The 14,440-nt window shown below is 53.6% G+C and carries 13 protein-coding genes; 3 read left to right on the top strand and 10 right to left on the bottom strand.

The window, feature by feature from the left end; genetic code table 11:
- Window positions 1-822: 822 nt before the first annotated feature.
- A complete protein-coding gene (locus tag AC0QKW_RS00110; RefSeq protein ID WP_473149045.1) occupies window positions 823-1,095 on the top strand; it encodes an Npun_R1517 family heterocyst differentiation transcriptional regulator in 273 nt (90 codons plus the stop codon).
- A 155-nt stretch (window positions 1,096-1,250) separates the two neighbouring features.
- Entirely contained in the window at window positions 1,251-1,991 is a 741-nt protein-coding gene (psb32, locus tag AC0QKW_RS00115) for a photosystem II repair protein Psb32 (RefSeq protein ID WP_473149046.1), read from the top strand.
- Window positions 1,992-2,111: 120 nt separating this feature from the next.
- Here the strand turns inward: psb32 and AC0QKW_RS00120 are convergent, their stop codons facing one another.
- Window positions 2,112-3,731 (bottom strand): polysaccharide deacetylase family protein, encoded by a 1,620-nt coding sequence (locus AC0QKW_RS00120; protein WP_473149047.1) that lies wholly within the window; start codon window positions 3,729-3,731, stop codon window positions 2,112-2,114.
- Between the two features lie 467 nt (window positions 3,732-4,198).
- Here AC0QKW_RS00120 and pheA point away from each other — a divergent pair, with 467 nt between their 5' ends.
- Window positions 4,199-5,092, top strand: a complete 894-nt coding sequence (gene pheA, locus AC0QKW_RS00125) for a prephenate dehydratase (RefSeq protein ID WP_473149085.1) — start codon at window positions 4,199-4,201, stop codon at window positions 5,090-5,092.
- Between the two features lie 95 nt (window positions 5,093-5,187).
- Here the strand turns inward: pheA and AC0QKW_RS00130 are convergent, their stop codons facing one another.
- The 9 genes from AC0QKW_RS00130 to AC0QKW_RS00170 all read right to left on the bottom strand — a co-directional run bounded on the left by AC0QKW_RS00130 (window position 5,188) and on the right by AC0QKW_RS00170 (window position 14,232).
- Window positions 5,188-5,829 carry an LON peptidase substrate-binding domain-containing protein gene (locus AC0QKW_RS00130; protein WP_473149048.1) on the bottom strand — a complete coding sequence of 214 codons (642 nt, stop codon included), beginning with the start codon at window positions 5,827-5,829 and terminating at the stop codon, window positions 5,188-5,190.
- Between the two features lie 192 nt (window positions 5,830-6,021).
- Window positions 6,022-6,339 (bottom strand): 30S ribosomal protein S10, encoded by a 318-nt coding sequence (gene rpsJ / locus AC0QKW_RS00135; RefSeq protein WP_017300626.1) that lies wholly within the window; start codon window positions 6,337-6,339, stop codon window positions 6,022-6,024.
- A 110-nt stretch (window positions 6,340-6,449) separates the two neighbouring features.
- Window positions 6,450-7,679, bottom strand: a complete 1,230-nt coding sequence (tuf, locus tag AC0QKW_RS00140) for an elongation factor Tu (protein ID WP_473149049.1) — start codon at window positions 7,677-7,679, stop codon at window positions 6,450-6,452.
- A gap of 23 nt (window positions 7,680-7,702) precedes the next feature.
- On the bottom strand, window positions 7,703-9,778 hold the full coding sequence (fusA, locus tag AC0QKW_RS00145; RefSeq protein WP_473149050.1) for an elongation factor G: 2,076 nt from the start codon (window positions 9,776-9,778) through the stop codon (window positions 7,703-7,705).
- 141 nt (window positions 9,779-9,919) lie between these two features.
- Window positions 9,920-10,390, bottom strand: coding sequence for a 30S ribosomal protein S7 (gene rpsG / locus AC0QKW_RS00150; RefSeq protein WP_473149051.1), 471 nt, complete (start codon window positions 10,388-10,390; stop codon window positions 9,920-9,922).
- A 205-nt stretch (window positions 10,391-10,595) separates the two neighbouring features.
- Window positions 10,596-10,970 (bottom strand): 30S ribosomal protein S12, encoded by a 375-nt coding sequence (gene rpsL, locus AC0QKW_RS00155; RefSeq protein WP_473149052.1) that lies wholly within the window; start codon window positions 10,968-10,970, stop codon window positions 10,596-10,598.
- A 94-nt stretch (window positions 10,971-11,064) separates the two neighbouring features.
- Complete coding sequence (locus AC0QKW_RS00160; protein WP_473149053.1) at window positions 11,065-11,478, bottom strand: HesB/IscA family protein; 414 nt, start codon at window positions 11,476-11,478, stop codon at window positions 11,065-11,067.
- 142 nt (window positions 11,479-11,620) lie between these two features.
- Window positions 11,621-12,040, bottom strand: a complete 420-nt coding sequence (locus AC0QKW_RS00165; RefSeq protein ID WP_473149054.1) for a phosphomannose isomerase type II C-terminal cupin domain — start codon at window positions 12,038-12,040, stop codon at window positions 11,621-11,623.
- A 389-nt stretch (window positions 12,041-12,429) separates the two neighbouring features.
- Complete coding sequence (locus tag AC0QKW_RS00170) at window positions 12,430-14,232, bottom strand: phosphodiester glycosidase family protein (RefSeq protein WP_473149055.1); 1,803 nt, start codon at window positions 14,230-14,232, stop codon at window positions 12,430-12,432.
- Between the last annotated feature and the right edge of the window lie 208 nt (window positions 14,233-14,440).

Genomic DNA, 14,440 nt, shown 5'->3' on the forward strand with positions numbered 1-14,440 from the left:
GAATGTAGTAGATTAAGACGGCGTCAACAGACAAATAATGGGGTCTGATTAACGGCTCTGGTGCTATTGCATCTCCTAGCTAATAGTCTGGAACAATATAGGTCTGGACTATTGGCTGGGATGTGGGTCGGTTTGTTGGCGTTACCCCGGTCAGGCACCTAACTAAAAGAATTTATCTATTGGGCAAGTTTGTTATGCTACTTGCTCTACTCAGTAATCTACGGAGATCCGATCTTTAAGTTCATTGTGCTGCGATTTGTGCTGCGATCGCACACATTATCCCACGATCAATTCCAGGCCATCTCAAAATTTTTAACCGCTTGACAACTTAGCCAACCACGCCATAAACGACCCTGTAAAATATCCGTGATCTAGGTCAATCTAGTTGCCCTAACCATCGCCATATAATGGATGATGCGTAAACTACATAACCCCAAAAATGCCCCTAGTTGGTCAGACTAAACCCAAAAAAGTTGGCAAAGTATAAAAAAGAATGACCCTGGCTGAAAATATACGGATAGAACTTCTTGGGATTAATCTAGCCCTCACAAAACTGTATCAATCCTGTGAAAACAAGCTACAAAATCTAGTCCAGACTATTTTCTTTGATTTGATGAGAGTAGGTCATCTGTCTTTCCGCCCCCGGCTTCCACCGATACCTGGGAGTTGTGCCACAGACAGCACCCCGACCGTCATCATAGAGATCGCATTGGCTCGTCTAAACCGTTCTGATGCCTCCTGCATCCCCCAGCAGGTTCCCCTCGCCCCCAGCCTCCTCTGATGACTCCTACCTGCTTAATTTAAGGAGTACACATTTTGACTATGGCTACATCGGCACCCCATCCATTAGATGCATCCCAAGTAGGCGTTTACGAGTGCGCGATCACCCTCAAGCTCCGGCTGTTAGAAGACAGTCAGGTCATGGCCGATCGCGATCATCTCCTCGAGCTGCTCATAGATGCCTTTTCCTACGGCAGCGACGAGTTTATGGAACAGCTAGAGGCCCAGGTAGAGGTCAACCAAGTATCTGAAATGCAAGCCTCACCGCTAATGCGACGGCAACTCATCCGGCTGCGTAACCTGCCGACCGCTTGATGGTGGCCGCTCAGCCTTTACGCCTTGGCCCCTGAGCCAGAGGCTGTTGAGGTAGATCTAGTTTCCTCAGGGCGCTAACCTGCGTATATTTATTAGTAGGGTTTTGGGGAGTTGCAGCGCATTTCCCATGCCAGTCGTTGCTAATACTTAGGCCCATGAATAGTCAGTCCCCGCAACAGCTTCTTGCCCGGTTAGTGCAGCCCTGGTGGGGCGGCTTTATGAGTCTAGTTTTGTCGGTGGTGTTGGCATTGGGGCTAGCTGTGTCCCCCGCCGATGCTTTAGCCGTATTCCAAATGCCGACGGTGGCTGCGGGCGATGCTACTTGGGTAATTGACGAAGCCAATATCATTAGCCGCATCAACGAGGGCAAAATTTCGGGTCGCCTGGGTGACTTGGCTTCCTCCACTGGCAACGAGGCTCGCCTAGTCACCATCCACCACTTTGACTATGGTGATACCGCTCAAACGTTTACAGACAAGTTGTTTGAGCGCTGGTACCCCACCCCAGAAGTCCAGGCTAATCAAACCCTGCTGGTGCTCGACGAAGTCACCAAGACCGTCGGCATTCGGGTCGGCGATCAGTCTGCGACCTTGTTAGATGAAGCCGTTGCCACCAGCGTTGCCCAAGAGACCGTGCTGTTTCCCCTACTAGAGGGCGATAAGTACAACCAGGCATTTCTATCAGCTAGCGATCGTCTGGTGGCTGTTCTCAGCGGCAAAGAAGACCCTGGCCCCCCTGCCTTTGACGATTCTTTTGACAGCGAAGGTACCTTTGCCACCGCCGAAGAAACCGCCGAGAACAGAGGCAACACAACGATTCTTCTGGTGGTACTACTGGTGCTCGCCACGGTTATTCCCATGGCTACCTATTACTGGTACGCTGGCTTCGGCAATTAGTTTTGGCTAAACTCCTGCCTTAGGGTATCAGGGAGCTGTGGTTGCCGCTTTTGTTATAAACAGAGACTCTATCTACTGAAAGTCTTTGGTTCAATCGCACCGACAATATGGCTGATCGAGCTATTGGCGCTTTGTGGTGGTCGGATTGCTTTCATCAACCACCAGAGGACAAGGGCTGCCGTTGTGGTTGTCTGGTGGCACTAGACCTACTAAATGGGGTACCGGACGAGGGGTATAACCCACCAGAGAATCGCCCCGGTATGCCAGAGATGTGCTGGCACCTGAGTCCAGCATTACTGCATCCCGCAGCCCTGCCTGGTGCAGCAGTTCTCCCAATTCCACTGAGTCGATCATGGTGTGGGTTACCCCGACCACGGGCTGTCCCGCCGTGTTAATTCCCCAAAAGGCCCGGTGGCGGCGTGCATCGTAGTCAAAAAGGGTGCCAAAAGTGCTGGCAGGCTGGGGCAATCCATCTTTTACCAACCAGGCAGCGGCTACAAACGCGTCCGTAACCCCAGATAGCTCCCGGGTGAGACCCGCTAGAGTATTGTGACGATCAGCATCAAATGGTACAAACAGCACGCGGTGAGGCGCCATCAACACTAAAGGCCGACTGTTGAGCTTAGGGTTTTCACCAGCGTAGCCAGGGATAAATTGGCGGGTGCTCTGGCTCAGAACTGGGCCAATCATCACGTTAGAGTCAAGATATTCGAGAGAGAAAAAGCCTCCGTCCACGGCCCCAGTGATGTTAGAACCCGCCAGTATTTCCGGCAGTTGATAACGGCTGTTGGCATGAATAGTCACCGGATGGCCACCACTAATTAACGTAAAAGACTGTCCTTCCACGTCAAATTTTTGCTTGTCTACGGGGGTAGCAAAATTAAACTCAGAGTCAGCCACCGCCACCGGAGCGGCTGCCGTTGCTGGAGCTCCGCCCCAAGCCACATCCACTAGATTGTTCAGGCTTGACTGACCAAAGCGTTCAATGGCCAGTAGCGATTCTGATGCCCCCGCAAACTGCTCATTTTGCTGACGCATGGTAAACGCTGCCAGATATCCCGCATCGGCTACAGCCTGGGCAACACGCTCATCGTAGTGGCCAGTGGGGTAGCTAAAGTAATGGATGGGAACTCCCAACTCACTTTCTAGCCGCTGTTTAGACTCCACTACCTCATAGGCTAAATCTTCGTCATTGAGCTCGCGCAGATCAGCAGGATGAGTCACGCTGTGAGAGGCAATGGTCACCAGCGGATCAGCTGCCATGGTTTTTAGCTGATCCCAAGTGAGCGTCGACCGACCGACGACCTCGCCGTCAACCTTGCCAGGAAACACAAAGAATGTGGCTGGCACCTGGTACTTTTGCAGCAGCGGCAGAACATGTTCATAGTGGCCTGCGTAGCCATCATCGAAGGTGATCAGTACGGGTTTTTCGGGTAGCGGTGCCCCGGTGCGCAGATGGAGCACCAGTTGATCGGAGCTGATCGGCGTCAAACCATTATCTAGAATAGTTTGAAGATGGGTCTCAAAGTCCGCAGGGGTGAGGTCAAAAAAAACCTCTTGGGAATCCAGTACATCGTGGTACATCAGCACCGGCACTCGCGCCTCAGCCGCCTGAGGATGTAGGCTGGGCCAGGGTGCAGCAGCAAGCTGAGTGATCGCATTGGCACCGAGAGTAGACGCCTCAGGGCCTAGTGTTAATGGCCGAAAGAGCTGATTACTGGACTCAGATCTGGTATCCACTGCCTGCGTTATGGCAACTGGGCGTCGGCATAGCCGCTCACTATTGGCTACCGTAGGAAATGCCTCGGCTCCCGGAGCGTCGACCAGGGTAAAAAGCTTGGTATCTAAGGGTTGGGGCTGTCCACCCCCTGTCGCGGTCACAGCGCCGCTGCCACCGAGATTTAATGCGCCAGCCAAGGGCACTGCGGCTCCCAACAAAAACGCCCCAGAACCCAGTGCTACCAGCGCCCGAGCTCTAGCCGATCGCCTGAAATTTGTCTTTTGAGCGCTCTTAACCATCATCCTCACACGCTGCTGGCGCCTAGACCCCAGCAAAAACCCTTTTCATATTACTGGGGAAAACGAGGTTTGTTTGCTTTGAATCGATTGTTTTGGGTTAAAGCTCCGTTAAGCCTATTGCCTAGTCTTGGGTCTCGATTTAACGGTCTCAGCGTAGTATGAAACAAGCCTGCACTGCGCGATCGCCCATGACCATCACCATTGCTTACCTAGGGCCTGAAGGCACCTACTCCCAACTGGCCGCCCTAGCCTACAGCCTTGACCTCGAGCAGCATAGCCCTGATCCTGTAGAGCTGTTGGCCATGCCGAGCATTCCTAGAGCCATGCAGGCCACGGTCGAGGGCGTTGCCACCGTCACTATTGTTCCGGTCGAAAACTCCACTGAAGGGGGTGTGACGACAACCCTCGATAGCCTCTGGCAACTCCAGCGGTTGTCAATCTATCGGGCCATGGTTATGCCCATTCGCCATGGGCTGCTTTCCTACGCTAAGACCCTCGCTCCCATCCAGCGGGTTTACTCCCATCCGCAGGCGCTTTCCCAATGCCAGCGGTGGTTAGAGTACTACTTGCCTCAGGCAGAGCCCATCGCTACTCGCTCAACCACAGAAGCCCTGGAACATCTGGTCGACAACGATACTGTCGCTGCCATTGCCTCTCAGTGGGCGGCTCAGCTCTACAGCCTGCCAATTTTGGCTCACGACATCAACGATCACAGCGACAACTGCACAAAATTTTGGGTGCTCACTGCTGACCGACCCAGCCCAGCCGCCGCAGACGGCCAGTACACATCCCTAGCTTTTAGCCTGCCCATCAATGGTCCTGGTGCGTTGCTGAAACCTCTAGAGGTCTTTGCTCGCTATGGCATTAATCTGAGCCGTATTGAATCGCGCCCAACCAAGCGATCGCTGGGAGAATACCTCTTTTTTGTCGATTTAGAGACCAGCCATTTAGAACAAAAGAAACAGCAGGCCCTAGAAGAGCTGCAAAGTTGTACCGAGGCTCTGGTCAATTTTGGCACCTATGATCTGGTCACCATAGATCCAAGCCTGGCAGCAGCTAAAGCCAAAACTCAGCTGTCTTAGTTCCTCCATACCCAGCCTAGGTGATCTATAGTTTTCCTACAGATCGAACTCCCCTTATTGACCTGGATCTGATTTATTTGCAAGCTTAGAACGTTCTACTCTAGAACTTCTTTCAGGGCCGTCCGGGCCGCCAGGTGATTGCGGGTAGAGGTTAAAATCTCAGCCTCTCGCTCTAGGCGAACACTGGTGTCGTCCATTTCTAGCAGCGCCTGCTGCTCCAGCGCTACCCCATGTAGGTTACTGGCTACCCAGTAAGACAGCTCGATAGGAACATCAGGAATGTTGTCGGGCAGATCAATATCTTGGTCAGTAAGCTTGGCGGATAGATGTACCACATCCCGCAGCAGACGATCCACATCAGAAGCTAGGGGGCTGAGATCTTGATTGGTGGGTTTGTCTTCTACCCACTCCACTAACCCTACCCGATAGGGCTTTTCCCGCACATAGCTAAGCAGTCGAAACCGCTGCTGCCCAATAGTCAGAATTTTGAGGCGATCGTCGGGCAGTCGCTGATAGTGAAGGATCTCAGCACAACACCCAACATTAGCTGGTTGGCCAGTGGTCGGGTCAAGCATCAGTACTCCAAAGCGGCGATCGCTTTGGAGTACTGTATTCATCATGATCCGATAGCGAGGCTCAAACACATGGAGAGGCAAATGCCGACCGGGAAACAAAACCAGTTCAGGTAAGGGGAAAAGTGGTAGCTCTCGCACAGATATGGACTCGGAGAATGCCATTATCGCCTCTTGCGGGATTCAAGCCAGCCATGCCAGGGCGGCAGGCGTAACACTTGTTTACATAAAGCTATTCTAACCCAACTCACCTTGGGAATGCTGCGCCTGCTGACCTTGCCTAGATCACTAGTGAACCTGGCTAAATAAGAACGTCCCTGGGGAAGGGTTATCTCCCGCAGGGACGTAACCACTAGATTAGAGCTTGACTTCAATATCAACTCCAGCGGGCAGATCCAGCTTCATCAGAGCATCAATGGTCTTGGAAGACGGTTGATAAATATCGATAATGCGGCGATGGGTGCGGCTCTCAAAGTGCTCCCGAGAGTCTTTGTCTACGTGGGGAGAACGCAGCACACAGTAAATACGTCGCTTGGTAGGCAAAGGAATAGGGCCAATTGCTGTAGCGTTGGTGCGATTGGCGGTGTCAACAATTTTTTCGCAGGAGGTATCAAGTAGTCTGCGGTCAAAAGCCTTCAGGCGAATGCGGATCTTTTGTTGCTGGATAGTAGCCATAGGTATGAACCAGATTGAATTGTCAAGGTACAGATGGAGTGCAGAAGCCTTATCAGTAAAAGACAGGAGCAGATCAAAGGCTGCTCCTGTCTTCAGAAAAATAGCCTGAGCTACTTCAGAATTTTGGAAACTACGCCAGCTCCCACGGTGCGACCCCCCTCGCGGATAGCAAAGCGCATGCCCTGCTCAATGGCGATAGGGTTTATCAGCTCTACAGTCATTTTGATGCGATCGCCAGGCATAACCATTTCGGCGGCACTACCATCGTCAGAGGTAAAGGCCATGATACTACCGGTTACGTCGGTGGTACGCACATAGAACTGAGGCTTATAGCCAGGGAAGAAGGGAGTGTGACGACCGCCCTCTTCCTTTTTGAGAATATAAACCTCAGACTCAAACTGGGTATGAGGGGTGATGCTGCCGGGCTTGGCCAACACCATGCCACGCTCAATGTCCTCTTTTTGAAGGCCCCTGAGTAACAACCCGGCGTTGTCACCGGCCATGCCTTCCTCAAGGCTCTTCTTGAACATCTCAACCCCGGTAACAGTGGTGCTACGGGTGTCGCGAATACCAACCAATTCAACGGTTTCGCCAACCTTGATCTTGCCACGCTCAATCCGACCGGTAGCTACGGTACCCCGACCCGTGATCGAAAACACGTCCTCAACTGCCATCAAGAAAGGCTTATCGATGTCGCGCTCAGGAGTAGGAATGTAATCGTCAACGCTGTCCATCAGCGCCAGGATCTTGTCGACCCACTCGTTTTCGCCGCGGGCAATTTTAGGTGTAGCTGTCAGAGCTTCAACTGCCAGCAGAGCAGAGCCTGAGGTGATGGGAATATCGTCGCCAGGGAAGTCGTAGGAGCTTAGCAGCTCGCGAACTTCAAGCTCAACCAACTCCAATAGCTCTTCGTCGTCAACTTGGTCTTGTTTGTTCAAGAACACCACAATACTGGGTACACCCACCTGCTTAGCCAGCAGAATGTGCTCCCGAGTCTGAGGCATGGGGCCATCAGCCGCAGAACAGACCAGAATAGCGCCATCCATCTGAGCGGCACCAGTGATCATGTTCTTCACGTAGTCAGCGTGTCCAGGGCAGTCTACGTGAGCGTAGTGGCGAGTTTCGGTCTCGTACTCCACGTGGGCGGTATTGATGGTAATACCACGGGCTTTCTCTTCAGGAGCCGCATCAATCTCGTCATATTTGCGAGCCTTTGCGCCGCCAGCGGCTGCCAGGGTCATGGTGATGGCGGCCGTCAGAGTGGTTTTGCCATGGTCAACGTGACCGATGGTGCCGATGTTGACGTGGGGTTTATTGCGTTCAAACTTTTCGCGTGCCATTTACGTTACGTGTCCTTTCCTTTCTAAGCGTTCCCAGTGTTTTTAGAGATAATGGCCTCAGCCACGTTCCGAGGAACTTCGCCGTAGTGGCTAAACTCCATCGAAAAAATGCCCCGACCCTGCGTTTTAGAGCGGATGTCGGTAGCATAACCAAACATCTCAGCTAAAGGGACATGGGCTGCAACCTTTGCAATACCAGCCTCTGCCCCCATACCCTCGATCTGGCCCCGGCGGGAGTTCAGATCTCCCATGACGTCGCCCAGAAAATCTTCTGGAACTTCAACCTCGACCTTCATGATCGGCTCTAGAAGGACGGGAGACGCCTTTAAGACGGCTTCCTTCATCGCCATTGACCCAGCGATTTTAAAAGCCATCTCAGACGAGTCTACATCGTGGTAAGACCCATCTACTAGAGTAACCTTTAAATCAATTACTGAGTACCCAGCTAGAATACCAGATTCGCAGGCCTCTTTCATGCCCTGCCCTGCGGGAGCGATATATTCCTTCGGAATTGTCCCCCCCACAATCTTAGACACGAACTCAAAACCGCTGCCCTCTTCAGCGGGCTCTACCTCGATTACCACATGGCCATACTGGCCTTTGCCCCCGCTCTGACGAACAAACTTTCCCTCGGCGCTGGTGGCTTTGCGAATGGTTTCTCGGTAGGCCACCTGGGGTGCCCCAATGTTGGCTTCTACCTTAAACTCTCGCAACATACGGTCAACTAGAATGTCGAGGTGCAGCTCGCCCATGCCCGCAATTACGGTCTGATTGGTCTCTGGATTGGTGCTAACTCTGAAGGTAGGATCTTCCTCTGATAGAGATTGCATGGCCTTAGAGAGCTTGTCCATATCTGCTTTGGTCTTGGGCTCTACGGCTACAGAGATCACTGGTTCAGGCACAAACAGCGACTCTAAAATAATAGGATTGGCAGGATCACAGATGGTATCGCCGGTGAAGGTGTCTTTAAGGCCGATAGCGGCACCGAGATCGCCCGCCCGCAGCTCATCTACTTCGATGCGATCGTCAGCTTTCAGCACGATCAGGCGGGAGATCCGCTCTTTTTTGTCTTTGGTGGCGTTGTAAATATAGCTGCCTTTTTGTAGCACCCCAGAATAGACGCGCACAAAGGTGAGCCGTCCGTAGGGGTCGGCCATAATTTTGAAGGCCAAAGCTGCTAAGGGAGCATCGTCGTCAGCAGGGCGCGTCGCCTCTTCTCCGCTGGGCAAATGGCCCTGGATAGGTGGTACCTCGATGGGCGAAGGGAGATAATCCACCACAGCATCTAGCAGGAGTTGTACACCCTTATTCTTAAAGGCAGAGCCACACAGTACGGGCACTATCGTGCCCTGGATCGTGCCTCTGCGCAGAGCAGTCGAAATTTCGGCTGCGGTGAGGGGTTGCCCCTCAAAGTACTTCTCCATCAGGGCGTCGTCAGCCTCGGCTACGGCCTCAACCAGTTTTGTGCGATACTCCTCGGCAACCTCAAGCACATCAGCGGGGATTTCGGTATCGTCAAAATCTTGGCCAAGATCGTCGTGGTAGACTCGGGCTCGCATGGTGACGAGATCGATCACACCTTGAAAACTGCCCTCTGCCCCAATAGGTATTTGTATTGCAACGGCGTTGGCACCTAGGCGATCGCGCAGCTGGTCGTAGACTTTAAAGAAATTGGCCCCGGTGCGATCCATCTTGTTGATGAAGGCAATGCGCGGCACACTGTAGCGGTTGGCTTGGCGCCATACAGTTTCGGACTGGGGCTGAACGCCACCCACGGAGCAAAAGACGGCAATTACACCGTCGAGCACTCGCATAGAGCGCTCGACTTCAATGGTGAAATCAACGTGGCCCGGAGTATCAATAATATTGATCTGGTGTTCACGCCAGCTAGTACTGATAGCCGCAGCAGTAATAGTGATTCCCCGCTCCCGCTCCTGTTCCATCCAGTCGGTGACGGCAGTGCCTTCATGCACCTCGCCAATTTTATGCACCATGCCTGAGTAAAACAGGATGCGCTCGGTTGTAGTAGTCTTGCCAGCGTCAATATGTGCGGCAATACCAATATTTCTAACCTGCTTCAGGGGAGTAACTCGTACCACAACTACCTCTTTTCAGTCTATGGCCCGCCGTTTTGGCATGCCTAAGCGAGTTTATTCTAGGAATCTAAAACAGCGATCGCCAAGGAGCCGAAATTTGAGAGTGTAACAGTTACTCTCAACGAGCCAGGGCTGGTTGAGAAATTAATAGCGGTAATGAGCAAAGGCTTTGTTGGCCTCGGCCATGCGATGGGTTTCTTCGCGCTTGCGCACGGCACCGCCGGTTTCGTTGGCTGCATCCATTAGCTCGTTGGCCAGCTTAATAGCCATCGATTTGCCAGGACGCTGACGAGCAAACTGGGTCAACCAGCGCAGAGCAAGAGCCACACTGCGTTCCGAACGCACTTCCATGGGTACTTGGTAAGTAGCACCGCCAACTCGGCGAGCCTTGACCTCAACTAGAGGGGATGCATTGCGCACTGCTCGCTCAAAAACATCCAGAGGATCGCCACCGCTGCGCTCTTTGATGATGGCAAAGGAATCATAGATAATTCTGTCGGCCAGGGACTTTTTGCCGCTGGTCATTAGCCGACGGCTCATCATGGTGATCAGCCGACTGTTGTAAACGGAGTCGGGGGGGATCGGACGCTTTTGAATAACAGTACGGCGAGACATGAGACAGATTCCAGTGATTTGTAAAGACGAACTGTACGGAAATGATGCGAAGAAAACGGCGCTAACAGCAATCTGCTGGGGGACGGAGACAAGGTTATAGCTAATTGCTTCCCAGATCGGGAACTGGCTACCCGGGCCGTGGGTAAAGTGTGGCTGCGCCTAGAACCCTTAGGAAAACCCGAATTAGCTGTGTCTCAACCAGTATTTAGGCTTTAGGGCGCTTAGCACCATACTTAGACCGGCCTTGGCGGCGATCTTTGACCCCAGCAGTGTCGAGAGTGCCACGAATAATGTGGTAACGAACACCGGGCAAGTCTTTGACCCGACCGCCGCGAATCATAACCACGGAGTGCTCTTGCAGGTTGTGCCCAATGCCAGGAATATAGGCAGTAACCTCAAAGCCAGAGGTTAACCGTACCCTCGCCACCTTTCGCAGGGCCGAGTTAGGCTTTTTAGGAGTGGTAGTGTACACACGGGTGCAAACCCCCCGCCGCTGGGGACAGCTCTTCAAGGCAGGAGACTTGGTTTTCTTCTCGGCTTTTTGGCGCTCACTCCGGATGAGTTGCTGAATCGTGGGCATAGGGTTTTGCTGCTGCTACTTTTCGGATAAAACTCAAGTTTTCACAAGATCTAATGCTAGCACTCTGGAGAAACTTTGGTCAAATGCTTTTGGCTCAGGTTGCTGGAACCGCAGTTTCCAATGCGGATGATGGATAGTCGGCACAGTCTTGGGTGGTCGGGCTGTCAGCTCTCAGGGAAAAGGCGTTGCCACAGCCGCAAGTGCTCTGGGCGATGGGATTGACAAATCTGAAGCCACCCCCCATTAGATCTTCGGCGTAGTCAATGACGAGGTCTTTTACGAGATCGAGTTGGACTGTGGGTACAGCCAGCCAGAGATCGCCACAGTCCAGCGATGTGGTGGGCTGCTGGGGTGCGGTTGTTGTGGTTAGGCAGTAGGTCCAGTCTGCGCAGCCTCCTGGTTCGAGGGTGAGGTAAACCGTTGCAGGCTGCGTCGCCGATTCGGAAGGGGTCTGATGACGTAGCAAACGGTGTAACTCTTGGGCCGCAGCGGGGCGAATTTGAACCATGGGCAAAATTCTCATCACAACTAAAAACGGCGATAATGCTGACCTTAGCATTATCGCCGTTACCTCAGTGATAGCCGCTTGTTAGAGTCTGACGGGGTGTACAGACGATGAGGCGAGGAGATGATCTCCGGTGGAGCTGGTTCTAGTTGGACTCGGCTCGGGAATAATCGTCCTGGAAGCGGACAATGTCGTCTTCGCCCAGATATTCGCCGTTTTGCACTTCAATCAGTACTAGGGGAAGAACCCCAACATTCTCAAGGCGGTGCTTTGTGCAGGGAGGAACGTAGGTGGACTGGTTGGTAGACAGGAGAATTTCTTTGTCTCCGCAGACAACCTTAGCGGTGCCAGAGACTACAATCCAGTGTTCACTGCGGTGATGGTGCATTTGTAGGCTTAGGCGATGGCCGGGTTTGACCTCAATGCGCTTGATCTTGTAGCCTCGGCCTTCCTCAAGCACTGTGTAGCAGCCCCAGGGACGCAAACCAGTTTCAGCAATTTCGCTGCTGTTGTTAGTAGCTAGGGTCAGCGTGGTGGGCTGAATAGAGTCTTGCAGTTTTGGCATAGTAAATTTTCCTGCGACCTGAATAGCTTCGATAGTGAGTTTTGGTTTGACGGCTTTAGGTCATTGCCTCAATGATGAGATGGCCCACTCCGTAGGACTGTAGATAGATCTATTAAGTTTAATCATGAGACTCGCTAGCTAAAGGTAAAGCAGCGTTCTCAGCAACAGTCTAGCAAGGCCAGATTGATTGGTCAGGAGCTCAGCTCAGGAATTTGGTTAAGCATACGAAGTCTTTACACTCTCAACTATGGGCCTCATCTTCCGGAGACTCATTTCTATCATCCCTACAAGGAGGGATTTTTTGGGCGCGGTGCGATCGCTGTCTTGCTGTTGGGTAGGGCTATGGGGCATCACTGGGATTTGAGGCCTGTCTTAGAACGGCTGTGAAACTATGGGAAAAACAGGCCAATGCCATTGTTGACTCGAGCTGCGGTCTCAGGAGGGCGATTGATCAGTCTGCCGCCGAGATAGAGGCTGGCGGAGCTGCCACCGTCAAGGTTTAGAGCTTCAGTGCTGCCTAACTGGAGCATGATTTGAGCTAACTGATCAAGGGTGGGGCCAGGGCCAAGGGGACTGTGGTGCACGGCCACCAACAATAGCTCGCCAGTGGCGGTCAGGCCGATGGCGCTGCGGGGGGCGGCCTGAGTCCCAAAGGTAGGGCTGAACTGCTCTAGGCCAGAGTCCAGCACTAGGGTGCGATCGCGAATCAGCAGCGGTCCACCGCCCATTAAGTGAGGAAAGGGCGCCATGGTCGCTGGCAATAGATCAGAGTCGAGGGACACGGCCTGCCCCGGGGGCATTGCCTGGGCCGCTGTGGCGAAAGACCGTAGGGCTAGTAGATAGCCGTTAACGGGAATGGGTAACCCTGAGGCTCCGATGGTAGCGGCGGGCTGCTGAGCGGTGACGAACCCATCGACTACTGTGACGACGGTTTCTTCTGCCAAAATGGGACGGTAGGTGGCCCCCCAGGCAGAGGTATATAGCCCAATGCCAGCCTGCACGTAGCCGCTGTTAATGGTTTGAACTGGAAAGCTTGGGCCACCGGATACCGTCAGGGTCTGCTGTAGAAATAGGCGCTCCATGCGCACCTGACCTTGGTCGTTCCAGCCGACGACGCCCCGGCTGAGGATGGGGCCTGAGATCCAGTCATTGTTGACGCGTATCGCTCCTAAGGGGTATTGATTGTTGCGGTTGAAGAAACCGGCGTTGATGGCGGCGGTAGCTTGCCAGCGCTGGGCAATGGTGGTCAGGGGCGCAGTGCCCACCGCTGTGGTGGGATCGGGCCAGATTGGGCGCAGGCTGGCTTGGGCGGGATCAATTTGCAGCCAGTAGACCGGAAACGACTGCCCGGCTACGGCCACATACCGCTGCTGCCAGCGCAGGCCTGGAGCCCAGGCGATGCTGTGGGGTTGGAGATGATCGGCCCGACTGTCGATGATTATTTGGGGCGGGCTGGCCTGGGTGGTCACTCGGGGCGGATGACTGCTGTTGGCCTGTAGCCGAATGCCACTGCCGAAGGGAGTAGCACTGAGTGTGCCGAGATAGGGGCCGGGAGGAGCGGCGATCGCTGTCTCAACCACGCCAGATTGGGGGATAGCCCCAAGGGTGAGGGATAGGGCTCCGGAGTTTGGCCCCAGGCTGGCGAAGGCTGGCCCAGACAGATCGATTGCCAGCCGCTCACCGCCAGGTATCAGCTCGCGGCGCAACGCTAGCACCTGAGCTGGAGGCATCGTGATTTGTAAGGTGTTACCGAAGGGCTGCACCTGCCAGCCGTATTGCTGGGCTATGGGGGTAATGTCTAAGAACCGATAGCCATCTTGTACCCAGGCAGGCAGATCGATCGCCCCTGCCGGGTCGGTAAACCACTGAACTGGCTGGAACTCGGGCTGGCCGCTGCTCAGTAGGGTGACCCCTAGGCTATTGACCAAGCCATAGTCAGCCAGCCCGGTGTAATCTGCGGTGGCTATCCAGGGTGAGGAGAAGGGGATGCCATTGATCGTGATAGTTTGGCCCTGGGCGGCGATCGCTCCAGCGTTAACTGCTGCTGAAGAGGGCCGCTGAGCAGTCGCGGCCAAATGCGTGATGGCGATATCGGTGCCTAGCAGGCTCAGCGCGATCGCCCCCGCTGAGATCCATCGTCGGTAGGCGAACTGAGGAGAAAAGGCTAAATTTGGCGCTGCCAGTCTGACCATAGATCAAATTGTGGGATAGGTACATGGGCTAGCTTCTGGGACAGTTGGTCGCTGCGGGCCAGTAGCCATGAGACGAGGAAAATAGAGCCGTTTCTGAAGCAACTATCACCGTTGATATGCGGTGTGACTCGAAGAAGCTGGACTTTCACTAAAGACTAAGCCTAAGGTTTGTAAACTCCCAATAAAGTCTGTAAATTATAAGTAAAGC

The organism is Pseudanabaena sp. PCC 9330 (assembly GCF_055795045.1).

Coding starts and splice junctions, on each gene's coding strand:
- AC0QKW_RS00110 (WP_473149045.1), top strand. CDS start 823: ATGGCTACATCGGCACCCCATCCATTAGATGCATCCCAAGTAGGCGTT.
- psb32 (WP_473149046.1), top strand. CDS start 1,251: ATGAATAGTCAGTCCCCGCAACAGCTTCTTGCCCGGTTAGTGCAGCCC.
- pheA (WP_473149085.1), top strand. CDS start 4,199: ATGACCATCACCATTGCTTACCTAGGGCCTGAAGGCACCTACTCCCAA.
- AC0QKW_RS00130 (WP_473149048.1), bottom strand. CDS start 5,829: ATGGCATTCTCCGAGTCCATATCTGTGCGAGAGCTACCACTTTTCCCC.
- rpsJ (WP_017300626.1), bottom strand. CDS start 6,339: ATGGCTACTATCCAGCAACAAAAGATCCGCATTCGCCTGAAGGCTTTT.
- tuf (WP_473149049.1), bottom strand. CDS start 7,679: ATGGCACGCGAAAAGTTTGAACGCAATAAACCCCACGTCAACATCGGC.
- rpsG (WP_473149051.1), bottom strand. CDS start 10,390: ATGTCTCGCCGTACTGTTATTCAAAAGCGTCCGATCCCCCCCGACTCC.
- rpsL (WP_473149052.1), bottom strand. CDS start 10,970: ATGCCCACGATTCAGCAACTCATCCGGAGTGAGCGCCAAAAAGCCGAG.
- AC0QKW_RS00160 (WP_473149053.1), bottom strand. CDS start 11,478: ATGGTTCAAATTCGCCCCGCTGCGGCCCAAGAGTTACACCGTTTGCTA.
- AC0QKW_RS00165 (WP_473149054.1), bottom strand. CDS start 12,040: ATGCCAAAACTGCAAGACTCTATTCAGCCCACCACGCTGACCCTAGCT.
- AC0QKW_RS00170 (WP_473149055.1), bottom strand. CDS start 14,232: ATGGTCAGACTGGCAGCGCCAAATTTAGCCTTTTCTCCTCAGTTCGCC.